General features: G+C 65.7%; 22 protein-coding genes and 1 tRNA gene. 13 read left to right on the top strand and 10 right to left on the bottom strand.

All coding sequences use genetic code 11. The features are described from left to right. Positions 1–28: 28 nt before the first annotated feature. From XH79_RS25250 to XH79_RS25230, 5 genes are all read right to left on the bottom strand, one after another. Positions 29–1240, bottom strand: coding sequence for a patatin-like phospholipase family protein (locus tag XH79_RS25250; RefSeq protein ID WP_271583329.1), 1212 nt, complete (start codon positions 1238–1240; stop codon positions 29–31). 211 nt (positions 1241–1451) lie between these two features. Then, positions 1452–2048, bottom strand: coding sequence for a glycerol-3-phosphate 1-O-acyltransferase PlsY (gene plsY, locus XH79_RS25245; RefSeq protein WP_212335852.1), 597 nt, complete (start codon positions 2046–2048; stop codon positions 1452–1454). 62 nt (positions 2049–2110) lie between these two features. Continuing rightward, the gene (locus tag XH79_RS25240) at positions 2111–3412 is read right to left on the bottom strand and encodes a dihydroorotase (protein ID WP_271583348.1); all 1302 of its coding nucleotides are present in this window, start codon (positions 3410–3412) and stop codon (positions 2111–2113) included. Positions 3413–3417: 5 nt separating this feature from the next. Beyond that, positions 3418–4365, bottom strand: coding sequence for an aspartate carbamoyltransferase catalytic subunit (locus XH79_RS25235; protein WP_080137055.1), 948 nt, complete (start codon positions 4363–4365; stop codon positions 3418–3420). Positions 4366–4453: 88 nt separating this feature from the next. Continuing rightward, positions 4454–4606, bottom strand: coding sequence for a hypothetical protein (locus XH79_RS25230; protein WP_271583328.1), 153 nt, complete (start codon positions 4604–4606; stop codon positions 4454–4456). Here XH79_RS25230 and XH79_RS25225 point away from each other — a divergent pair. The 3 genes from XH79_RS25225 to XH79_RS25215 are packed head-to-tail and all read left to right on the top strand — an operon-like array spanning position 4605 to position 7779. Continuing rightward, positions 4605–5327 carry a M15 family metallopeptidase gene (locus XH79_RS25225; RefSeq protein ID WP_271583327.1) on the top strand — a complete coding sequence of 241 codons (723 nt, stop codon included), beginning with the start codon at positions 4605–4607 and terminating at the stop codon, positions 5325–5327. The two genes, XH79_RS25230 and XH79_RS25225, sit on opposite strands and share 2 nt — an antisense overlap. A 20-nt stretch (positions 5328–5347) precedes the next feature. Beyond that, a complete protein-coding gene (locus XH79_RS25220; protein WP_271583326.1) occupies positions 5348–6991 on the top strand; it encodes an acyl-CoA dehydrogenase family protein in 1644 nt (547 codons plus the stop codon). A gap of 23 nt (positions 6992–7014) precedes the next feature. Continuing rightward, positions 7015–7779, top strand: a complete 765-nt coding sequence (locus tag XH79_RS25215; RefSeq protein WP_271583347.1) for a CPBP family intramembrane glutamic endopeptidase — start codon at positions 7015–7017, stop codon at positions 7777–7779. Here the strand turns inward: XH79_RS25215 and XH79_RS25210 are convergent. Both XH79_RS25210 and ruvX read right to left on the bottom strand, forming a co-directional pair. Beyond that, positions 7776–8699, bottom strand: a complete 924-nt coding sequence (locus XH79_RS25210; RefSeq protein ID WP_271583325.1) for an AEC family transporter — start codon at positions 8697–8699, stop codon at positions 7776–7778. The two genes, XH79_RS25215 and XH79_RS25210, sit on opposite strands and share 4 nt — an antisense overlap. A 4-nt stretch (positions 8700–8703) precedes the next feature. After that, on the bottom strand, positions 8704–9183 hold the full coding sequence (ruvX, locus tag XH79_RS25205) for a Holliday junction resolvase RuvX (RefSeq protein ID WP_212335856.1): 480 nt from the start codon (positions 9181–9183) through the stop codon (positions 8704–8706). Between the two features lie 46 nt (positions 9184–9229). On the opposite strand from ruvX, the gene XH79_RS25200 reads away from it, so the two are divergent. Continuing rightward, entirely contained in the window at positions 9230–9445 is a 216-nt protein-coding gene (locus XH79_RS25200; protein WP_212335857.1) for a hypothetical protein, read from the top strand. Between the two features lie 58 nt (positions 9446–9503). Here the strand turns inward: XH79_RS25200 and XH79_RS25195 are convergent, their stop codons facing one another. Beyond that, positions 9504–10439: a cyclase family protein gene (locus tag XH79_RS25195; RefSeq protein WP_271583324.1), complete on the bottom strand. Its 936-nt coding sequence runs from the start codon at positions 10437–10439 to the stop codon at positions 9504–9506. A gap of 194 nt (positions 10440–10633) precedes the next feature. After that, the gene (locus tag XH79_RS25190; RefSeq protein ID WP_212335859.1) at positions 10634–11524 is read right to left on the bottom strand and encodes a LysR family transcriptional regulator; all 891 of its coding nucleotides are present in this window, start codon (positions 11522–11524) and stop codon (positions 10634–10636) included. Between the two features lie 97 nt (positions 11525–11621). Here XH79_RS25190 and XH79_RS25185 point away from each other — a divergent pair, with 97 nt between their 5' ends. The 9 genes from XH79_RS25185 to XH79_RS25145 all read left to right on the top strand — a co-directional run bounded on the left by XH79_RS25185 (position 11622) and on the right by XH79_RS25145 (position 19936). Beyond that, positions 11622–12644, top strand: coding sequence for an NAD(P)H-dependent flavin oxidoreductase (locus tag XH79_RS25185; RefSeq protein WP_271583323.1), 1023 nt, complete (start codon positions 11622–11624; stop codon positions 12642–12644). 145 nt (positions 12645–12789) lie between these two features. Then, entirely contained in the window at positions 12790–13866 is a 1077-nt protein-coding gene (locus tag XH79_RS25180) for an NAD(P)H-dependent flavin oxidoreductase (RefSeq protein WP_212335861.1), read from the top strand. A gap of 77 nt (positions 13867–13943) precedes the next feature. Continuing rightward, positions 13944–14231 (top strand): Asp-tRNA(Asn)/Glu-tRNA(Gln) amidotransferase subunit GatC, encoded by a 288-nt coding sequence (gene gatC / locus XH79_RS25175; protein WP_008548395.1) that lies wholly within the window; start codon positions 13944–13946, stop codon positions 14229–14231. A gap of 18 nt (positions 14232–14249) precedes the next feature. Then, positions 14250–14462 (top strand): hypothetical protein, encoded by a 213-nt coding sequence (locus tag XH79_RS25170; protein WP_271583322.1) that lies wholly within the window; start codon positions 14250–14252, stop codon positions 14460–14462. Then, complete coding sequence (gene gatA / locus XH79_RS25165; protein ID WP_271583321.1) at positions 14459–15934, top strand: Asp-tRNA(Asn)/Glu-tRNA(Gln) amidotransferase subunit GatA; 1476 nt, start codon at positions 14459–14461, stop codon at positions 15932–15934. The genes XH79_RS25170 and gatA overlap by 4 nt, the downstream gene beginning before the upstream one ends. Beyond that, positions 15925–16227 (top strand): hypothetical protein, encoded by a 303-nt coding sequence (locus XH79_RS25160; RefSeq protein ID WP_212335864.1) that lies wholly within the window; start codon positions 15925–15927, stop codon positions 16225–16227. Before gatA ends, XH79_RS25160 begins: the two co-directional genes overlap by 10 nt. Beyond that, positions 16224–17702 (top strand): Asp-tRNA(Asn)/Glu-tRNA(Gln) amidotransferase subunit GatB, encoded by a 1479-nt coding sequence (gene gatB, locus XH79_RS25155; RefSeq protein ID WP_271583320.1) that lies wholly within the window; start codon positions 16224–16226, stop codon positions 17700–17702. The genes XH79_RS25160 and gatB overlap by 4 nt, the downstream gene beginning before the upstream one ends. Before the next feature lie 1570 nt (positions 17703–19272). After that, on the top strand, positions 19273–19539 hold the full coding sequence (locus tag XH79_RS25150; RefSeq protein WP_271583319.1) for a hypothetical protein: 267 nt from the start codon (positions 19273–19275) through the stop codon (positions 19537–19539). Positions 19540–19726: 187 nt separating this feature from the next. Further along, positions 19727–19936 (top strand): hypothetical protein, encoded by a 210-nt coding sequence (locus tag XH79_RS25145; RefSeq protein ID WP_271583318.1) that lies wholly within the window; start codon positions 19727–19729, stop codon positions 19934–19936. 139 nt (positions 19937–20075) lie between these two features. Here the strand turns inward: XH79_RS25145 and XH79_RS25140 are convergent. Continuing rightward, a tRNA-Ser gene (locus XH79_RS25140) sits at positions 20076–20168 on the bottom strand. Between the last annotated feature and the right edge of the window lie 436 nt (positions 20169–20604).

The raw sequence follows: 20604 nt of genomic DNA, 5'->3' as shown, positions 1-20604 counted from the left end.
CCGTTCGTCCTCGAATCAAGCGTCCGTTTCAATCGATCAGCGTTGGTTCGACGGAAGCGGCTCGTTGGCCGGGTTCTCTGTGTGCGCCTTCGGCATTCGTGCCTTGCCAAAGCCAGCGCTCGGCGGCTTCGCGGCCGCTCCGGTGCAACAGGCGGATGAAGCCGCGGCCGAGATCGGTCGATGAGCGCTGCGCCAGCCCGTCGACGGAGTCTTCCGCAGCGATCCTCGATAGCCGCAGGGAAGGTGCCGTCTTTGACTGCGCCCATGCGATCGCCGCGATCTCGGCATTGAGCGCGGCGTTCGCCGCGATCTGGTCGAGCCGGCGGTCGATCGCGGCGAGCGTGATCGGCACGTAGCTGTCGCGCGACGGCGTGACCTGGACCAGCAGCACGTCCGTCGCCGACGTGTCCTGCACCAGCCTCACCAGCGGCGGATTGCCGCCGAAGCCGCCGTCCCAATAGGCCTCGCCGTCGATCTCGACGGCGCAATGCACCAGCGGCGGGCAGGTCGAGGCCAGCGCGACGTCGGCGGTGATGGCATCGTTGCGGAAGATCCGTTGCTGCCCGTCGCGGATCCGCGTCGCCGCGATCAGGAGTCTGGGCGATTTCACTTCGCGCAGCGCCGCGAAATCGATGTCGCGCGACAGCGCCTGCCTGAGCGGATCGAGATCGAAGGGGTCGAACTGGCCGGAGCGCAGGGTCGGCCCGAACGCGACCGAGCTTCCCGCCGGCGAGAAGCCGCCGACCAGCATCAATGAGCGGAACGAGGCCTCATGCATCAGGCGGACCCAGAACCGGTTCAGCCGGCTGCGGGCGGCTTCACGGCCCCCCTCGGCGAGGCCGGAGGCGAGCAGGAGCGCATTGACGGCGCCGGCGCTGGCGCCGCTGATGGTGTCGATTTCGATATCAGGCTCTTCCAGCAGCCGCTCCAGCACGCCCCAGGTGAAGGCGGCGAAGGTGCCGCCGCCCTGGAGGGCCAGCGAGAGTTTTCGCGGTGGCCATTGTCCCGATGGAGTCGGCGCAACAGGTGCGGCGACGGTGACCGCCTCGACAGGACGCGGAGGTTGCGCGGCCGGAACAGGCGGCGGCGCGGGCGGTGCAACGGAGGCAGGCTCAGGAGCGGGAGGCGGCGAGGGGGCAGCGGACCAGATGTCCGTTGCGAAGAGCAGCCGGCTTGCCGCGGTGCGTGCTGCACCTTGCGAACCACCGTCAATCTGCGCGCCGACCATCTTCTCGCTCATTCTGAGCAACCGCGTAACGCCATCTTCCACGTCAGGATGACAGGCATGGAACCCGTCCGCTACAGCCTGCCGCGAGTGGTGCGGAAGTTGCGAACAGGATTTGGCATATAATGCGGAAAGGGTGCGGCAGTATCCGTACTTTTTTCAGCCTTGGATTTTGTTTGACGCGTTTTCTTGACGCGAACCGGTATCCACTTCGCTCGAAAACGCCCTAGGCCTTCTCGCCGATCCGGCTTTCCTTGCCCGATTGCAGCCGCTTGATGTTCTCGCGATGCGCGTAGAACAGCAGCAGCGTCAGCACTGCGAACAGCGCAGACAAGGCGAGATGGCCGAACCACCACAGGAACATCGGCGTGATGAAGGACGCCACCAGCGCCGAGAGCGAGGAGTAGCGGGTGGTGAAGGCGGTCGCCAGCCAGAGCAGGCAGAACACCACCGCGGCCGGCCAGAACAGTCCGAGCAGGATGCCGATATAGACGGCGACACCTTTTCCGCCCTTGAACTTGAGCCAGACCGGAAAGAGGTGCCCGAGGAAAGCGCCGAGCCCGGCCACCATCGCGGCATTGGGGCCGGCGACGTAGCCGGCGATCACCACGGCCACGGTACCCTTCAGTGCATCGAACAGCAGGGTGCCCGCGGCAAGGCTCTTGCGTCCCGTGCGCAGCACATTGGTGGCGCCGATGCTGCCGGAGCCGATCGAGCGGATATCCTGCGTGCCGGCAAGTTTGGTGAGGACCAGCCCGAACGGAATCGAGCCGAGCAGGTAGCCGATGACGAAGGCCACCGGCAGGAAGGCTTCAAGCCCCATGGCTGGATCTCCAAAGGCCGCATCTGCATGTCGAACCCGGACGCCGCGCAAGAACTCGCACGTCAGACATGCTCGTAGACCGTCCGTCCGCCGACAATGGTGCGCACCACGCGGCCTGTAAAGCGGGCCTCGTCGAACGGGGTGTTCTTGCAGGGCGATTTGAGGTCGGCGGGATCGACCACCCAGGGCACATCGGGGTCGATCACGATCACGTCCGCAGGCGCACCCGCGCGCAGGGTTCCGCCCGGCAGGCCGAGCAGCTCCGCCGGCCGGGTCGACATCGCCCGGATCAGCGTCTTCAGCTCCAGCTCACCATTGTGCACAAGCCGCAGGCCGGCGGGCAGCATGGTCTCCAGGCCGATGGCGCCGGGCGCGGCTTCCGCGAACGGCAGGCGCTTGACCTCGACGTCCTGCGGATTGTGATCGGACATGATGACGTCGACGAGGCCGGAGGCGACGGCGGCGACCAGCGCGCGGCGGTCGTCCTCGGTGCGCAGCGGCGGCGACAGTTTCAGGAACGTCCGGTAGGGGCCGATGTCGTTCTCGTTCAGCGCGAGGTGGTTGATCGAGACCGAGGCGCTGACGGCGAGCCCGGCGTCGCGGGCGCGTTTCAGCACGTCGAGGGAATCGATGCAGGACAGCGATGCCGCGTGATAGCGGCCGCCGGTCAGTGCGACGAGGCGCATGTCGCGCTCGAGGATCACCGCCTCGGCGGCACTCGGGATGCCCATCAGGCCCAGTCGCGATGCGAACTCGCCCTCGTTCATCACGCCTTCGCCGACGAGATCGGGGTCCTCCGTGTAGTGCACGATCAGCGCGTCGAAATCGCGCGCGTAGGTCAGCGCGCGGCGCATCACCTGCGCATTGGTCACGCTTTTGTCGCCATCGCTGAAAGCCACGGCGCCCGCGGCTTTCAGCAGGCCGAACTCGGTCATCTCCTGGCCGTGCATGCCCTTGGTGAGCGCTGCCATCGGCTGGATGTTGACGATCGCGGTGTCGCGGGCGCGCCGCATCACGAAGTCGACGGTCGCCGAATTGTCGACCACGGGCAGGGTGTCGGGCTGGCAGATGATGGTGGTGATGCCGCCGGTCGCAGCCGCCTGGCTCGCGGTGGCAAAGGTCTCGCGATGGCTGTAGCCGGGCTCACCGACGAAGGCGCGCATGTCGATCAGGCCGGGCGCCACGATCTTGCCGGCACAGTTGACGACGTCGGTGCCTTCAGGGACGCCGGCCGCGCCGATGCCGCGGCGGGTCTCGCGGATGGTGCCGTCGGCAATCAGGACGTCGCCGACGCCGTCGAAATCCCTGGAGGGATCGACGACGCGGGCGTTGGCGAGCAGGATGGGTCGGCGGTCGGTCAGCATGGGCATCACGCGTTCGGCAGGTTACGGGCGAGTGCTTCCAGCACCGCCATACGGACGGCGACACCCATCTCCACCTGTTCGCGGATCAGGGACTGCGCGCCGTCCGCGACCGCCGTGTCGATCTCGACGCCCCGGTTCATCGGGCCGGGATGCATGACGAGGGCGTCCGGCTTGGCGTAAGCGAGCTTCTTCTGGTCGAGCCCGAAATAGTTGAAGTACTCGGAGGTCGACGGCACGAAGGAGCCGTTCATGCGCTCGCGTTGCAGCCGCAGCATCATGACGATGTCGGCGCCGTTGAGGCCCTCGCGCATGTCGCGCGCGACCTCGACGCCCATCCGCTCGATGCCGGGCGGCAGCAGGGTGGAGGGGCCGACGACGCGGACGCGGGCGCCCATGGTGTTGAGCAGGATGATGTTGGAACGGGCGACGCGCGAATGCAGCACGTCGCCGCAGATCGCAACCACGAGCCCCTCGATGCGGCCCTTGTTGCGGCGAATGGTCAGGGCGTCGAGCAGCGCCTGGGTCGGATGCTCGTGCGCGCCGTCGCCGGCATTGATCACGGAACCGTCAACCTTGCGGGCCAGCAGTTCCACGGCGCCGGAGGCGTGATGGCGCATCACCAGGATGTCCGGATGCATCGCGTTGAGCGTCATCGCGGTGTCGATCAGCGTCTCGCCCTTCTTGATGGACGAGGACGCCACCGACATGTTCATGACGTCGGCGCCGAGCCGCTTTCCCGCGAGCTCGAACGAGGATTGGGTCCGGGTGGAGGCCTCGAAGAAGAGGTTCACCTGCGTCCGTCCACGCAGGACGGTGCGCTTCTTGTCAACCTGGCGGTTGAGCTCGACATATTCTTCAGACAGGTCGAGGAGGCCGGTGATGTCGGCCGCGGAAAGGCCCTCGATGCCCAGCAAATGCCGGTGGCCGAGGACGAAGGTCGATTTCGATGTCATTAAAAGCAGAGCTATAGGCGCGGACCGGGGGTGGGGCAAGGGGCAAAGAGCGGGACCGGAGTTATCCCCTGATCTGTCTCCCGCACAGTCATTCCGGGATGGCGCGCCAGCGCCAGACCCGGAATCTCGGGATTCCGGGCTCGATGCTCCAGGCCGCGCTTCGCGGTCCTGTCGCATCGCCCCGGAATGACAGGGGAAGGTGAATGAGCTTGGTCAGATCTATTTCAATTTCATTTTTCATGATCGCTTCCATCTCATCCGCGGCCGCCCAGTCGCTCCCCGGCGGCTTCGTCTACCTGCGCGAGATCGATCCCAGCATCATCCAGGACATCCGCTACGCCACGTCGAACAATTTCGTCGGCCGTCCGCTTGCCGGCTACAGCGCCGGCGAGTGCGTGGTGAAACGGGAGGTGGGGGAGCGGCTGAGGGCGGTTCAAGCCGAGCTCGCCGCGCAATATCTGTCGCTGAAAATGTTCGACTGCTACCGCCCGGCGCGGGCCTCGCTCGACATGGTCAAGTGGTCGCAGAATGGCCACGAGACCGCCGCCGAGCGGCGCTACAATCCAAAGATTCCGAAGACCGAGCTGTTTCGCCTCGGCTACATCGCGAGCCGCTCGCAGCATTCCACCGGTGCCGCACTCGACCTCACGCTGGTCGATCTCAAGGCCGACAATTCCGGCAAATATGACCCGACAAGGACCTATGCCGATTGCACGGCACCGGTCGAGGCGCGGGCGCCGGAAGGCAGCGTCGACATGGGCACCGGCTACGACTGTACCGACGCCAGGGGCCATACCGCGGCACCGTCGATCACACAGGAGCAGCGCGCCTGGCGCAGGCGGCTGGTGGCTGCGATGGCCAGGCAAGGCTTTGTGAACTATTCGAAGGAGTGGTGGCACTTTTCCCTGCCGGGGGCGGGCGGGGCGGCCTATGATTTCCCGATCCAGCCGCGCCGGAACTGATTCCGCGCCGAGGACGTACGATGACCCAGCCCAGTTTCGCGACCCACGAGGTCTTCAACCAGTCGCCGCCATTCGAGGACGTCGACCTGTTCGCGGTGGATCGGCCGCTGGTCGATGCGGTCAAGGCCAATGGCGGCGCGGCGGCGGAACGCGAGCTGTCGGAGTTCGGCAGGCATTGGGGCTCGGCCGCGATGGCGGATCGCGGGCGCGTGGCGAACGAGAACACGCCGAAGCTGCGGACCTTCGATGCGAAAGGCAATCGCCGCGACCAGGTCGAGTTTCACCCCTCGTATCACGAGCTGATGGCGCACAGCGCGCATGCCGGCGTGCACAATTCGACCTGGACGACGGACGGTCGGCCTGCGGGCGACGCGGCCGAGGTCATCCGGGCCGCAAGGTTCTACATCGCTGCGCAAGTCGAGACCGGCCATCTCTGCCCCATTACGATGACGCGCGCCTCCGTGGCGGCGCTGGCGATGCAGCCGGACCTGCTCGCGCGCGTGATGCCGGTGCTGTCGACCAAGAGCTACGATCCCGGCTTCGCGCCGTGGTGGGACAAGCGCGGCATGACGCTCGGCATGGGCATGACCGAGAAGCAGGGCGGCACCGACGTCCGCGCCAACATGACGCGCGCGGTGCGCGACGGCGATGCCTATCGCATCACCGGGCACAAATGGTTCATGTCGGCGCCGATGTGCGACGCGTTTCTGGTGCTGGCGCAGGCCGAGCAAGGTCTGACCTGTTTCTTCATGCCGCGCTTTGCGCCGGACGGCTCGGTCAATGCGATCCAGTTCCAGCGGCTGAAGGACAAGCTCGGCAACCGTTCCAATGCGTCCTCCGAGGTCGAGTTCGTCGGCGCCTATGCGGAAGCCGTCGGCGAGGAGGGCAAGGGCATCCGCACCATCATCCAGATGGTGCAGCTGACGCGGCAGGATTGCGCCATCGCCTCGGTCGGCCTGATGCGTTCGGGCCTCGCCCATGCGCTGCATCACGCCCGCCACCGCAGCGTGTTCCAGAAGCATCTGGCCGATCAGCCCCTGATGCAGGCCGTGCTGTCGGACATGGCGCTGCATGTGGAAGCGAGCACGGCGCTGGTGATGCGGCTCTGCCGTGCCTTCGACCGCACCCCGCACGATGCGTCCGAGGCCGCCTACATGCGGCTGCTGACGCCCGCGATCAAATACTGGACCTGCAAGAGTGCGCCGGCATTTCTTTACGAGGCGATGGAGTGCCTCGGCGGCAACGGCTATGTCGAGGACGGCATTTTGGCGCGCCACTACCGGGAGTCGCCGGTCAACGCGATCTGGGAGGGCTCGGGCAACGTGATGTGCCTCGACGTGCTGCGCGCGCTCGCGCGCGAGCCGGATGCGGCGACGGCGGTGCTGCAGTCGCTCGCGGCCGAGACCAAAGGCCTGCCGGGCGCAGGCGAGGCGGCCGCGTTCATCGGCAAGACCTTTCGCCGCGCCGATGGCGAACGCGTCGCGCGCCTCGCGGTCGAGAGGCTGGCGCTGCTGGCGTCGGCCGCCGCGCTCAATGGCGTCTCGCCACGTCAGGCCGAGCTGTTCGCCGCCACGCGCCTCGCAACGACCCATGCCAGCATGTATGGCGCGGTGGAGCTCGAGAGCAACGACGTTCGCGCGCTGCTGGAGCGGGCGCTGCCGTGAGCCTTCCCAACGAAAGCCTCCTGATGGACTCCCTCAATCCCGATCATCCGCCGCTCGTCATGACGCCTGCGCCGCCGCGCGTCTGGAAGTTCTGGGGCACCGCGCTCTGGGGCCTCTTCATCTTCTTCGCGATGTTCGTTGGGCAGCTCAGTGCCATCGTGCTGCTGGTCGTGCTTCGCGGCGTCCCGATCGACATGGCCTCGTTCCAGTCGATCGGTCACGAGCCCCAGGCGCTGGCGCTGTCGGTGATTATGGGCCTGCCGGCGACGCTGGCGGCGGTGTGGCTCGCCATCCGCATCAAGAAGGCGGCCTTCGTCGACTATCTCGCGCTCTATTGGCCGTCCTGGAAGCAGCTGCTGTTCGGCGCCGTCGGTCTCGTCCTCATCGTCCTGGCCTGGGAGGTGGCGTCGCGATCGCTCGGCCGCGAGGCGACGCCGGGCTTCATGACCGATCTGTTGAAAACCGGCCGCGACAAGGGCGCCGCGCTCCTGCTGCTGCTCGCCTTCAGCGTGGCCGCGCCGATGTCGGAAGAGGTCTTGGCGCGCGGATTCCTGTTACGCGGTTGGTCGGCGAGCTTTTTGCGCGTGCCCGGCGCGATTCTGCTGTCGTCGCTGGTGTGGACGGTCGTGCACCTGCAATACGACATCTACTTTCTCGCCGAGGTCTTCACCATCGGCCTGTGGTTCGGTTACATGCGCCATCGCGCGGGTTCGCTCTGGCTGACGATCATATTGCACGCGCTCAACAACATGACGGCGGTGGTGCTGACGATGTGGTTGGGGAGCTAGGCCACCAGCGCGATCGCGACCGGCATGGTGATCGCGGCCAAGATCGTTTGCAGCGTGATGATCTGCGCTAGCAGCGGCGCATCGCCGCCCATCTGGCGAGCCAGCACATAGGCGCTTGGCGAGGTCGGCACCGCCGCGCAGATCGCGACGATCGCAAGGTTGGTGCCTGACAGCCCGAACCAGGCGGCGAGTGCCAGCGCAAGTATCGGCATCAGCGCCAGCTTGAACGCCACCCCGATCGTCACGCCCACGCTGGGGCGGAGCAGGCCCTTGAGCTGGAGGCCGGCGCCGGTCACGAGCAGGCCGATGGCGAGCGAGGAGCGGCCGAGCGCGTCCGCCACCTCGTGCCAGATCTTTGGCAGCGGCAGATGGACGACATTGACGAGAAGCCCGATGGCGCAGGCCCAGATCAGGGGATTGCGGATCACCGTCATGACGATCGCGCGCACGGACTGCTTCTCCGGCGAAGCATAGTGCGCAAGCACGGCCACGCTGAAGACGTTGACCAGCGGGATGATTGCGACCATGGCCACGGAAGCGAGTGCCAGCCCGACATCGCCGAACATGTTGGCGGAGACGGAGAGCGCGACATAGGTCTGCCAGCGCGTCGCGCCCTGGAAGATCGAGGTGAAGGCGGGGCCGTCGATGTCGAGCCGCGACAGCGCCGGGCGCAGTGCGAGGCAGAGCAGCGACATCGCCAGTGCCGACAGCAGCAGTGCGCCGCCGACCCCGGCGACCGGCACCTTTGTCAGGTCCGCCTTCACCAGCGTCTGGATCAGCAACATCGGGAACAGCACGAAATAGGTCAGCCGCTCCAGCCCGTGCCATTGCGTGTCCAGCCGCATCAGGCTGTGCCGGAGCACGACGCCGAGCACGATGAGGATGAAGACCGGCAGCAGCGCCGCGATCACCACAGTCATGGGATCAGCCGGTGCGCAGATTGGTCAGGCGGTCGAGCGCACCTTGCAGGATGAAGATCGCGGCGTGCTCGTCGATCACCTCGGCCCGCTTGGCGCGGCTGACGTCCATGCCGATCAGCTCGCGCTCGACGGCCGCGGTCGACAGGCGCTCGTCCCAGAGGCCGATGGGGAGGGCGGTGAGGCCGGCGAGGTTGCGGGCGAAGGCGCGGGTGGATTGCGCGCGCGGGCCCTCGCTGCCGTCCATGTTGATGGGCAGGCCGAGCACGAAGCCGGCCGCCTTGCGCTCGGCCGCGATGGCAAGCAGCCGGGCGGCATCCTGCTTGAACTGCTTGCGCTGGATCGTCTCGACGCCGGTCGCCAGCCGCCGGTCCGGGTCGGACACGGCGACGCCAATCGTTTTTGTGCCGAGGTCGAGCCCGACCAGCGCGCCGCGTTCGGGCCAGTGGGTTGCAGCATCGACGAGAGGCAGGATAAGAGCCGGCATGGATGTAGCGCATATCATGCGTCGCGCTGCGGAGTGAACCCGGAACATGGATGCGCTGACACTATTCGGCTTGTTTGCCGTGACGGCGATGCTGGTCTGCTATGCCCTGGAAGATCGCAGCCGCTGGTTCGTGCTGCTGTTCGCGGTGTCGTGCGCGCTCGGCTCGGCTTACGGCTTCCTGCAGGGCGCCTGGCCGTTCGGCCTCGTCGAGGCGATCTGGGCCTTGGTCGCGTTGCGGCGGTGGCATCTGAGGCCGCAGTGACGGAGGGGCGGGCGAGGGGGCCTGCAGGACAGCAAACGGCTCCTCGCCCGGCCTCAGATCAGCGGATCGCGATCGGGTTGATCATCGCCTGCACGCCGCCGGTCCAGCGCGGCTGTCCCAGCACGAACAGGAATTCATAACCCTTGTCCCGGGCGAGCGCGGCGGTGTCCATGTTCTCGAGGATGTAGGTCCCGTTCATCGCGAGCAGGATCTGGTGCACCTCGAACACGTTCTTGGACTCGAACGGCAGCACCTCGAGCGCCCAGGTGTCGGCGCCAACAGCGACGACGCCCTTGCCGGTCAGGTACTTTGCGCCTTCGACGCCGAGACCGGGCTCGCCCGCCGAGTAACGCTTGTCATCCTTGCCGATCAGGCTGAGCCAGCCGGTGTGGAAGATGACGACGTCGCCTTGGCGGATCTCGACGTTCTGCTGCTTGGCGGCTTCCTCGATCTCCTTGACGTTGAAGGCGGTGCCTTCCTTCACCACGTCGGTCTTGAAATAGGCGGCCATGTCGAGCAGGACGCCGCGGGTGACCATCGGCGGCACCTTCTCGATGCCGAGCTTCTTCAGCCCGGTGGGATCGGCGAAGTCGGCGAGTTTGTTGCCGTTGTAATAGACGTGCTCGACGCCGAGATGGCCGAGCCCGTCGAGCTGGCTGCCGATGCCGACCCAGGTGTCGAGGATGTCGTCGTTATAGGTTGCCTTGTTGGGACCAAGGCCCGGGCTGCCGGCCTGCCCCGGCTGCACCACGGTGATCTTGAAGCTGCGCGGCGGATAGGCGGGTGTCTGCGACGTGACGGGAATGCCGAGGGCGTAGGTCTTGCCGGTCTTCACCAGCGATGCCGCCTTCACCACGAGCTCGGGCGTCATGTAGTTGGCGGCGCCGATCTCGTCGTTCGGCCCCCATTTCGATTTGGTCCAGTCCTGTGCGATTGCAGTACCTGAGATCGCCGACAACGCGGCGACACAGCACAACACGAGCGTATTGCGCATCGATAGTCCTCCCGATGTTATGGCTTCGTTTTTGGTTTCGTGCTGGCTAGTCGCGCATCCTAACGTAGAAAACTCACAGGCTTCAAAACTTTTCGACGTGCGCCGATGCGACGGCTGAACGCAGCATCGAGGACAGATTCAAGTACGACAGATTTGTGACAGTGAATTTCGTGCGATGGAACGTTCGCGTCGCGTCAGGCCGCGATGACGTCATCATCCTTCTTCAGGCAGGAGATGAAACCCTGAAGCGCGCTGTATTGATGTCCGGCGCTGCGCTGGATGAAGAGCGTTTCCGCGCGTGCGTGCGAGGTGCTCAGCGTGTGGATCGACACGCTGCCGTTCATCGAGCTGCGTTCGACGACCGCGCGCGGCAGCAGCGTCACGCCCATGTCGGCGGCGACGCAGCCGATCATGCCGTCGAGCGTGCCAAGCTCGAAGCGTGTGGCCGACGGCCAGCCGAATTCGACGAACACCTGCTCGAGCCGCTGGCGATAGGTGCAGCCGGTGCGGAACACCAGCGCGGTCGGACCGGACTCCGGCGTGCCGGCCCGCAACTCCGCAAGCGAAGTCCAGCGCCGCGCGCTGACCAGCACCAGCTCCTCGCGGAAGGCGCTGGTCGCGGTAAGGTCGGCATGCGCGATGGGACCTGCGACGAAGGCGCCGTCGAGCGCGCCTTCGAGCACGCCGGCGACGAGATCGGCCGTGGTCGCGGTGCGCAAGGAGAGGCGCACGGCCGGGAAGCGGCGGTGGAAATCGGCGAGCAGCGGCGGCAAGCGCACGGCGGCGGTCGTCTCCATCGAGCCGATCGCCAGCGGCCCCTTCGGCTCGCCATCGTCGCGTGCGGCGAGCACCGCCTCGCGCGACAGCGCGGCCATCCGCTGTGCGTAGGGGAGGAGACGTTTGCCGGCGCCGGTCAGCGTCATGCCGCGGCTATGGCGCTCGAACAGCGGCGTGCCGATCTCGGCTTCCAGGGCCTTCACGCGCTGGGTGACGTTCGATTGCACCGTGTTGAGCTCTTCAGCGGCGCGGGTGATGCCGCCGGTGCGGGCGACCGCGGCAAAGGTCTGGATGTCGCTGAGTTCCATGGCGTCGTTTCGCTTTTGAGATGGCAGCGTTCGCAACAATTCATTTTTCGAGAATGCTAGTCGCGCCTAGTCTCGCTGTCCAGATCGGAGAGAGACCATGCCGCTTGCGACGTCGCTGACCACGCTGCTCCAGACCAGGCATCCGATCCTGCTGGCGCCGATGGATGTCATCGCCGGCAGTCGCTTGGTGACGGCGGTGAGCCGCGCCGGCGGGTTCGGCATTCTCGGCGGCGGCTATGGCGAGCGGGCTTGGCTGGAGCAGGAGACGGCGAAGCTCGCCGAACTGCGTGCGCCATTCGGCATCGGCTTCATCACATGGAGCCTCGCCCGAAAGCCCGAGCTGCTCGATGTCGCGCTTGCTGCAAAGCCGTCTGCGATCATGTTGTCGTTCGGCGATCCCGCGCCGTTCGCACCGAAGATCAAGTCGGCCGGCGCGCGCCTGATCTGCCAGGTGCAGGACGAGGCGATGGCGCGGCAGGCGCTCGCTGCCGGCGCCGACATCCTGATCGCGCAGGGGACGGAGGCGGGCGGTCACGGTGCTTCACGTACCACCGTCGATCTCGTGCCTGCCATTGTCGATCTCGCAGCAGGCCGCGTGCCTGTCGTTGCGGCCGGCGGCATCGCCGACGGGCGCGGGCTCGCCGCGATGATGGTGCTGGGTGCAAGCGGCGTCCTGCTCGGCACGCGCTTCTATGCCAGCCGGGAGGCCGACGGCGCGGAGGAGGCCAAGCGGCGCATCTGTGCAGCGAACAGCGGCTCGACCGTGCGCGGCATCATCTTCGATCTCTCCCGCAACAATGTCTGGCCGGCGCCGTTCACGGGACGGTGTCTGGTCAACGACCACGCCCGGCGCTGGATCGGGCGCGAGGTCGAGCTGATGCAGAATGTTGCCGCAGTCGCGGCCGAGTATGCGGCGGCAAAGGCGGCGGGCAATTTTGATGTTGCGGCCGTGATCGCCGGCGAGGCGGTCGGGCTGATCCATGATATTCCACCGGCGGCGGAGATCGTCGAGCGGATTGTGGTTGAGGCCGAGCAGTTGATCGCTGGGCGGCGGAATTCGGTGACGGCGCCGCAGAATCTTTCACCCTCCCCTGGAGGGGGAGGGTCGCTACGCATGTAGCGAAGCGAAATGCGAAGCGGGGTGGGGTGATCTCTCCCTGCGGGCACCGCCTCAATGGAGAGACTGTCACCCCACCCCGCTCGCGCTACGCGCGATCGACCCTACCCCTCCAGGGGAGGGTAAGAAAGAACGAGAGAGAACAACCATGTGGCCTGACCGTCGACTGATCGATCTCTTCAAGACCGAATTCCCGATCGTGCTGGCGCCGATGGCCGGTGCGATAGATGCGGAGCTGGTGATTGCGGCCGCGCAGGGCGGCGCGCTGGGGTCGCTGCCGTGTGCGATGATCTCGGCGGAGAAGGCGCGCGAGCAGGTCGGCCTCATCCGCCAGCGGGTGAAGGCGCCGGTCAACATGAACTTCTTCTGCCACACACCGGTCGAGCTCACGAGCGAGGCCGACGCGCGCTGGAAGCAGCGGCTGACGGGCTACTACACCGAGCATGGTCTCGATCCGGCGGCGCCGATCGCTGCGGCCAACCGCGCGCCGTTCGATGCGGCCTTCTGCGAGGTGGTCGAGGAGCTGAAGCCGGAGGTCGTCAGCTTCCATTTCGGCCTGCCGGAGCAGGCGCTGCTGAGGCGCGTCAAGGCCGCCGGCTGCCTCGTCATCTCATCCGCCACCACCGTGAAGGAAGCGGTCTGGCTCGAGCAGCACGGCGTCGATGCCGTCATTGCGCAGGGCGCCGAAGCGGGCGGCCATCGCGGCATGTTCCTGACCGACAAGATCGCCGAGCAGCCCGGCACGTTCGCGCTGGTGCCGCAGGTTGTCGATGCCGTGAAGGTGCCGGTGATCGCGGCGGGCGGCATCGCGGACGGGCGCGGCATTGCGGCGGCCTTCGCGCTCGGTGCCTCCGGCGTGCAGATCGGCAGCGCCTATCTGCGTTGCCCGGAATCCAAGGTCAGTGCGGGCGGCCGCAAGGCGCTTGCTGAAGCGCGGGACGATTCCACCGTCATCACCAATGTCATGACCGGACGTCCGGCGCGCGGTGTCCAGAACCGCCTGATGCGCGAGGCCGGCCCGGTCTCGCCGGATGCGCCCCCGTTTCCTCATGCCGCGACCGCGCTGGGGCCGCTCAAGGCGGCTGCCGAAAAGCAGGGCAGGGTGGATTTCACCAATCTGTGGGCCGGGCAGGCGATTGCCCTCGGTCGTGAGGTCCCCGCGGCCGAATTGACCCGGGATCTCGCCAAATCGGCGTTGGCGCGCATGAAAGTGCTGGCTGGGTAAGGGGAAAGCGCCGGTTGCGGCGCAAAAGCGGCCTCTGCTATACGGCACATAGGTTTTGCCGTGAGAGGCCTTATATAATGTCCGTCGACGCCGCTACCGTCCGCCGCATCGCGCATCTGGCGCGCATTGCGGTTTCCGAGGACGAGGTTCCGCACCTGCAGGGTGAGCTCAATGCCATGCTGGCCTTCGTCGAGCAGCTCTCGGAGGTCAATGTCGAGGGCGTGGAGCCGATGACCTCGGTCACCCCGATGCAGATGAAGAAGCGGCAGGACGTGGTCAATGACGGCGAGATCGCCGACGATATCGTTGCCAACGCGCCGGCGACCGAGGGGCACTTCTTCCTGGTGCCGAAGGTTGTCGAGTAAATTTCAGGACGTGGTCCGATGTGTCTGCTTTGCGACGATGAGAAGGCCTATCAGGCCTACATGAATTACCTCGACAAGATGGAGCGGCAGGGCAAGGCTGCCGATCCCAATGTCGCCGTCAATGCCGTGCTCGACGAGATCGAGGCGGCCGCGAAGGTCGCCGCCAAAAAAGACGACCCGGCCAACGACAAGACCCTGTCTCCGTTCTTCTGCAGCCCGATCAATAAATGACCGATTTGACATCGCTGACGCTCGCCGAGGCCCGCAAGGGTCTCGCCGACAAGACTTTCACGTCACTCGAGCTGACCGACGCGCATCTTTCCGCGATCGAAGCCGCGCGCGTGCTCAACGCCTTCGTGATGGAGACGCCGGATCAGGCGCGCGCCATGGCGAAGGCCGTGGACGAGAAGATCGCCAAGGGTGAGGGCGGTCCGCTCGCAGGCATTCCGCTCGGCATCAAGGACCTGTTCGCGACCAAGGGCGTGCGCACCACGGCGTGCTCGAAAATCCTCGGCAATTTCGTGCCGACCTATGAGTCCACCGTCACCTCCCAGCTCTGGCGCGACGGCGCCGTGATGCTCGGCAAGCTCAACAATGACGAGTTCGCGATGGGCTCGGCCAACGAGACCTCGTGCTTCGGTCCCGTCGGCAATCCCTGGCGGCGCGAGGGGAGCAATACGACGCTGGTGCCGGGCGGCTCGTCCGGCGGCTCGGCCTCGGCCGTGGCGGCGCTGCTGTGCATGGGCGCGACCGCGACCGACACCGGCGGCTCGATCCGTCAGCCGGCGGCGTTCACCGCAACCGTCGGCATCAAGCCGACCTACGGCCGTTGCTCGCGCTGGGGCATCGTCGCCTTCGCCTCTTCGCTCGACCAGGCCGGGCCGATCGCGCGCAGCACGCGCGATGCGGCGATGCTGCTGCGCTCGATGGCCGGGCACGATCCGAAGGACACGACCTCGGTCGACATTGCCGTGCCGGATTACGAGGCGGCGATCGGCAAGTCCGTGAAGGGCATGAAGATCGGCATCCCCAAGGAGTATCGTCTCGACGGCATGCCGGCCGAGATCGAAAAGCTGTGGAGCGAGGGCGCGGCGTGGCTGAAGGCGGCCGGCGCCGAGCTCGTCGAGGTGTCGCTCCCGCACACGAAGTACGCGCTGCCGGCCTATTACATCGTGGCGCCGGCGGAAGCGTCGTCCAACCTCGCGCGCTATGACGGCGTCCGCTACGGCCTGCGCGAGCAGGGCAAGACCATCATCGAGCAGTACGAGAACACCCGCGCCGAAGGTTTTGGCGCGGAGGTGCGTCGCCGCGTCATGATCGGCACCTATGTGCTCTCCGCCGGCTATTACGACGCCTATTATTTGCGCGCGCAGAAGGTACGCACGCTGATCAAGAAGGATTTTGAGGATTGCTTCGCCATGGGCGTCGACGCCATCCTCACGCCGGCGACGCCGTCGGCGGCCTTCGGCATCGGCGAGAAGGGCGGCGCCGACCCCGTCGAGATGTATCTCAACGACATCTTCACGGTGACCGTGAATATGGCGGGCCTGCCGGGCATCGCCGTGCCCGCCGGCAAGGACGCGCAGGGCCTGCCGCTCGGCCTGCAACTGATCGGCCGTCCGTTCGAGGAGGAGACGCTGTTCTCGCTCGGCGAGGTGATCGAGCAGGCCGCCGGCCGCTTCACGCCCGCGAGGTGGTGGTGAATGTCGCTGGCTTCATCGCAAGCCTCGACGGCGCGGCGCCCGCGCCGGAGCTGAACGCGCCGCTCAGAGGTCTCTGGTGGGCTGCGAAGGGCGACTGGGACCAGGCGCACAAGATCGTTCAGGACGACCAGGGTCGCGACGCCGCCTGGGTGCATGCCTATCTGCACCGCGTCGAAGGCGATCTCGGCAATGCCGGCTACTGGTACCGCCAGGCCGGCCAGCCCGCTGCAAAGGATTCATTGGAAGCGGAGTGGGAGCGGATCGCTGCCACGCTGCTCGGGAGCAAGACATGAGCACGGCCACGCACAAGCTTCTCAAGGGCGCCACCGGTGACTGGGAGATGGTCATCGGCATGGAGATTCATGCCCAGGTGACCTCGAACGCAAAACTGTTCTCAGGCGCAGCCACGGCGTTCGGCGGCGAGCCGAACAGCCACGTGTCGCTGGTCGACGCCGCGATGCCGGGCATGCTGCCCGTCATCAACGAAGAATGTGTCAGGCAGGCTGTCCGGACCGGGCTCGGCCTCAACGCGAAGATCAATCTGCGTTCGGTGTTCGACCGGAAAAACTATTTCTATCCGGACTCGCCGCAGGGCTACCAGATCAGCCAGTACAAGTCGCCCGTGGTGGGCGAGGGCGAGGTGCTGGTCGAGCTCGACGGCGGCAGAACCGCGACGATCGGCATCGAGCGGCTGCATCTGGAGCAGGACGCCGGCAAGCTGCTGCACGACCAGTCGCCGTCGCTGTCCTTCGTCGATCTCAACCGCTGCGGCGTGGCGCTGATGGAGATCGTCTCAAAACCGGACATCCGCGACGCCGAGCAGGCGAAAGCCTATGTGACCAAGCTGCGCTCGATCCTGCGCTATCTCGGCACCTGCGACGGCGACATGGAGAAGGGCTCGTTGCGCGCCGATGTGAACGTTTCCGTGCGTAAGCCCGGCGGGCCGCTCGGCACCCGCTGCGAGATCAAGAACATGAACTCGATCACCTTCATCGGCCAGGCAATCGAGTACGAGGCGCGTCGCCAGATCGAGATCCTCGAGGATGGCGGCGAGATCGAGCAGGAAACGCGGCTCTACGACCCCAACAAGGGCGAGACGCGCTCGATGCGGTCCAAGGAAGAGGCGCACGATTATCGCTACTTCCCCGATCCCGATCTGCTGCCGCTCGAGTTCAGCCAAACGTTGGTCGACGAGCTGAAGGCTGAGCTGCCCGAGCTGCCGGACCAGAAGAAGGCGCGCTTCGTCGCCGATTTCGGCCTGTCGGCCTATGATGCGAGCGTGCTCGTTGCCGAGCGCGAGAGCGCGGTGTTCTACGAGACGGTGCTCGACAAGCTCGCCAATCGCGCGCGCGACGGCAAGATGGCGGCGAACTGGGTGATCAACGAGCTGTTCGGCCGTCTCAACAAGGAAGGCCGGGATATTACGGGCTCTCCGGTCAATGCCGAGCAGCTTGCCGCGATCATCGACCTGATCGGCGAGGGCACGATCTCGGGCAAGATCGCCAAGGATCTGTTCGAGATCGTCTGGCAGGAGGGCGGTGATCCGCGCGCGCTCGTCGAAAGCCGCGGCATGAAGCAGGTCACCGACCTCTCGGCGATCGAGAAGGTGGTCGACGACATCATCGCGGCCAATCCCGACAAGGCCGCGCAGGTGAAGGACAAGCCGCAGTCGCTCGGCTGGTTCGTCGGCCAGGTGATGAAGGCGTCCGGCGGCAAGGCCAACCCGCAGAGCGTCAACGACCTGCTCAAGTCCAAGCTCGGCATCTAGCCTCACGCGTTCGAACGAGGTGACGGACACGCTCCGTCACCTCGCGACGCCTTCGCGATGCGACGTTCGCGCGCATCGTTGGCGGCAAACATCGCCCGCCGAGGGCGCGCAGCGCCACCGAATCGCCGCCGCGCGATTCGCGCAAAACGGCGACTTGCACACGCTCTGACGAGCGCTTGCGCCGTTAAGCATGAAAATAATTTCGTTGCCAAAATTCGCGACTCAGAGTCCGCGACTCGCCCCTGCGAGGCGACAGCGCGCACTGCAGCGCGCTTCATCGCACTGATCACGCGTGATGTGTGCGCGCAGGATAATACTTGCTGCATAGAGTTTTTTTGCAATCGCGTCGCTTGACGACGTCAATGCTGCGAGACGCATTTGCAATCGCAGACGCGTGTCTCTGCGTGTCGGCAAATCAGGCGCGGCTGGCGCACGCGCACTGCGCCGTCAACACTTCCTTAAGTGAGAAGATGTTTTTTTCGTCGTGTTGGTGTATTCGGGGTGAGTGCATTCGATCCCCGAGTGCACGCAGCGATTAAAGCCATCTCACACATCGGAGGGCAACATGGCCAAGAAAGCGAAGAAGGCGAAGAAGGCGAAGAGCGCAGTGAAGAAGACTGCGAAGAAGACCCGCAAGGTCGCCAAGAAGAAGAAGTAACTTCGACTTCTGAAGTTGCCGGCTCTTAAAGCAGCCGGCACGTCATCAGCGCCTCCCAGAGGTTCTGGTCGACGATAGAGGGTGTCGGCGAGACATCAGGTCAACGGTCGGGCCGTTCAATCACGGTCCGGCAGAAGAAACGAGTTTTCTTCGTTCGGTGCGGTTCTCCTTCCAAAGGGCTCCGCAATTCCGCAAGCGGCCTTCGGGTCAACGTGGAATCTGGTCCTGACGTGTTCGCCGACGCCCTCGTTCCCTGAGGCCGGGGTATTGCCGGCATCCCCTTTTCCGACATTGCTGATCTGACCGCGACGCGTCCGCGCGCCTCTCTTGTGCTGCCTTGGGGCGGGCGAGGGCTGCGGCGCCAGTGGCGTTGTGCGCGCGCCGTCTCTCCCTGCGCGGTCGCATCGCCTGGCTTCGAGCGGACGATCCTGGCGTCTCGCGGACATTGCTGTCCCTGCAATGCTGGGTCACCCGCCTGCCGCCTTCGCTGAAGCTTCATCGTCCCAGGACCGCAGGCCCCGGCGAGGCCTTCGCGTAGCCAGCTCGCGGGTGATGACAGCGAGCGGGGACGCCACAGGACACGCGCGCCTCCGCGCGCGATGGTTATCGTTCTCCCAAAATCGCAGGGTAAACCGAATCTGACGAATCGCAGAAGTGCCTGCAAATCAGGGGCTTCTTGAATTCCGTGCGCAGGCGCCGCGTGCTCGCGTTTACGTCTGCTTCATCGCGATACTTAAACTGCCATTCAAATTTGCCCGCCATCATCGCCTCCAACAAGCCGGCAAACTGCTTCGGCAAGAAGACTTGGGGAAGAGTTGAACAGTGCACGATCCCAGAAGGGATCATGCACATCAGAGTTGGACGGGAGCCGCGCTCGGGGGACGAGGCGGCATAAGAAGAAGGGGATGCGTTATGTTTCAGGGTACTTTCGATCTCGATACGGCGACGCCGATCGACGCGAGCGCGCTGTCGGACGTGCTGTTCGAGCGCGGGATCTATTGGGCGAGCGGCCGCTCCCGCCTCGTCGATCTCGTCGCCGCGCACAAATGGTTCAACCTCGCCGCCCTGAAGGGCCGCAAGGACGCCGTGGCGCTCCGCCAGGAAGTCGCGGGTCAGATGTCGGACGCCGAGATCTCGGCCGCACAGCGCGAGGCGAGGGCCTGGGTTTCCGCCCACTAGGGCCGTTTCCGTTCCGCTTGAATCGGAACGGGCTCTCGATTCTCGCCTGACGCGGTTCCTCGCGGGAACCAACCTCGAGCGAAACAGCCTTGGGAAGAGAATCGCGTCCAGACCCGTGTTTTCACGGGTGGACCTCGTTGCGTTGAATCAAAATCCTATGTCGTGCCGCCGCCTAGACCCGCGCGGTATGAGCGCCCACGACACCAATGAACAATGGCTGCCGATTCAGATCGCGCCCGACGATTGCGATCTGGAACTCGGCCGGCCGCACAAGACAGGGATCGTGCCCTGGACCTTTCCGGCCCGCCGCAGGTCCGGCGTCTGGTTCAACGTCTGGGCCAACGAGCCGGTGCTGATATCGCCCTGGCACTGGCGCATCTGGCGGTCCGGCGGCTAGGTGCGGACACGCTTATATTAAGGTGATCGCGAATCGGCCTGAGCGCGGCGGCGCTGATCCCTGGCGCAGGCTTTCGCAGCCGTTCGGCGGTCGCTTTCAGGTGAAAGAACCCACAGACCTTGATGCTGCTGCTGTTGGGTGGCGGAGAGGGAGGGATTCGAACCCTCGATACAGCTTGAGACCGTATGACGCTTTAGCAAAGCGTTGCCTTCAGCCACTCGGCCACCTCTCCGGTGCGAGCCTTATGCATCTAATTGCTTGAGCCGGTCAATTTGGAAGCGCGTGTTTTCGCTCGAATATTCCCATCGATTTTCCAGACAAACCGGTTTGCGCTCGGGGCGCGAGCCTGAGGCGGCGAGAGCAGACACGGTGCCGGAATCGTCTGGCGTCCCAAAACAAGGACGTCTTTCACGGATGGACGTGGCTCTTCTCAGGCAAGAACCTGACATTGCTGGTAAATTTCAGGGGCTTGCGCGCGGGAGCGCCTGACCGGGGGTCCTCCGGCTCCGCCGGGCGAGCTGCTCGCCCGATAGCCGCGCCAATCCCAGGGGGATGCTGCGGGCCGAAGCGCCGCCGTGACCGTGCCTGGACCAAGAAATGCGTCAAGAAACGAGCTGCGGAAGGAGGCTGCGCCTTGTCCTTGAGTCTCCTTCTGATTCCACGATTCG

Origin of the sequence: Bradyrhizobium sp. CCBAU 45389 (assembly GCF_028128625.1) — a bacterium.
GTDB lineage: Bacteria > Pseudomonadota > Alphaproteobacteria > Rhizobiales > Xanthobacteraceae > Bradyrhizobium > Bradyrhizobium liaoningense_B.
This window is presented reverse-complemented; position numbering and strand designations above follow the sequence as displayed.

Coding starts and splice junctions, on each gene's coding strand:
- XH79_RS25250 (WP_271583329.1), bottom strand. CDS start 1,240: ATGAGCGAGAAGATGGTCGGCGCGCAGATTGACGGTGGTTCGCAAGGT.
- plsY (WP_212335852.1), bottom strand. CDS start 2,048: ATGGGGCTTGAAGCCTTCCTGCCGGTGGCCTTCGTCATCGGCTACCTG.
- XH79_RS25240 (WP_271583348.1), bottom strand. CDS start 3,412: ATGCTGACCGACCGCCGACCCATCCTGCTCGCCAACGCCCGCGTCGTC.
- XH79_RS25235 (WP_080137055.1), bottom strand. CDS start 4,365: ATGACATCGAAATCGACCTTCGTCCTCGGCCACCGGCATTTGCTGGGC.
- XH79_RS25225 (WP_271583327.1), top strand. CDS start 4,605: ATGATCGCTTCCATCTCATCCGCGGCCGCCCAGTCGCTCCCCGGCGGC.
- XH79_RS25230 (WP_271583328.1), bottom strand. CDS start 4,606: ATGAAAAATGAAATTGAAATAGATCTGACCAAGCTCATTCACCTTCCC.
- XH79_RS25220 (WP_271583326.1), top strand. CDS start 5,348: ATGACCCAGCCCAGTTTCGCGACCCACGAGGTCTTCAACCAGTCGCCG.
- XH79_RS25215 (WP_271583347.1), top strand. CDS start 7,015: ATGGACTCCCTCAATCCCGATCATCCGCCGCTCGTCATGACGCCTGCG.
- XH79_RS25210 (WP_271583325.1), bottom strand. CDS start 8,699: ATGACTGTGGTGATCGCGGCGCTGCTGCCGGTCTTCATCCTCATCGTG.
- ruvX (WP_212335856.1), bottom strand. CDS start 9,183: ATGCCGGCTCTTATCCTGCCTCTCGTCGATGCTGCAACCCACTGGCCC.
- XH79_RS25200 (WP_212335857.1), top strand. CDS start 9,230: ATGGATGCGCTGACACTATTCGGCTTGTTTGCCGTGACGGCGATGCTG.
- XH79_RS25195 (WP_271583324.1), bottom strand. CDS start 10,439: ATGCGCAATACGCTCGTGTTGTGCTGTGTCGCCGCGTTGTCGGCGATC.
- XH79_RS25190 (WP_212335859.1), bottom strand. CDS start 11,524: ATGGAACTCAGCGACATCCAGACCTTTGCCGCGGTCGCCCGCACCGGC.
- XH79_RS25185 (WP_271583323.1), top strand. CDS start 11,622: ATGCCGCTTGCGACGTCGCTGACCACGCTGCTCCAGACCAGGCATCCG.
- XH79_RS25180 (WP_212335861.1), top strand. CDS start 12,790: ATGTGGCCTGACCGTCGACTGATCGATCTCTTCAAGACCGAATTCCCG.
- gatC (WP_008548395.1), top strand. CDS start 13,944: ATGTCCGTCGACGCCGCTACCGTCCGCCGCATCGCGCATCTGGCGCGC.
- XH79_RS25170 (WP_271583322.1), top strand. CDS start 14,250: ATGTGTCTGCTTTGCGACGATGAGAAGGCCTATCAGGCCTACATGAAT.
- gatA (WP_271583321.1), top strand. CDS start 14,459: ATGACCGATTTGACATCGCTGACGCTCGCCGAGGCCCGCAAGGGTCTC.
- gatB (WP_271583320.1), top strand. CDS start 16,224: ATGAGCACGGCCACGCACAAGCTTCTCAAGGGCGCCACCGGTGACTGG.
- XH79_RS25150 (WP_271583319.1), top strand. CDS start 19,273: ATGTTTCAGGGTACTTTCGATCTCGATACGGCGACGCCGATCGACGCG.
- XH79_RS25145 (WP_271583318.1), top strand. CDS start 19,727: ATGAGCGCCCACGACACCAATGAACAATGGCTGCCGATTCAGATCGCG.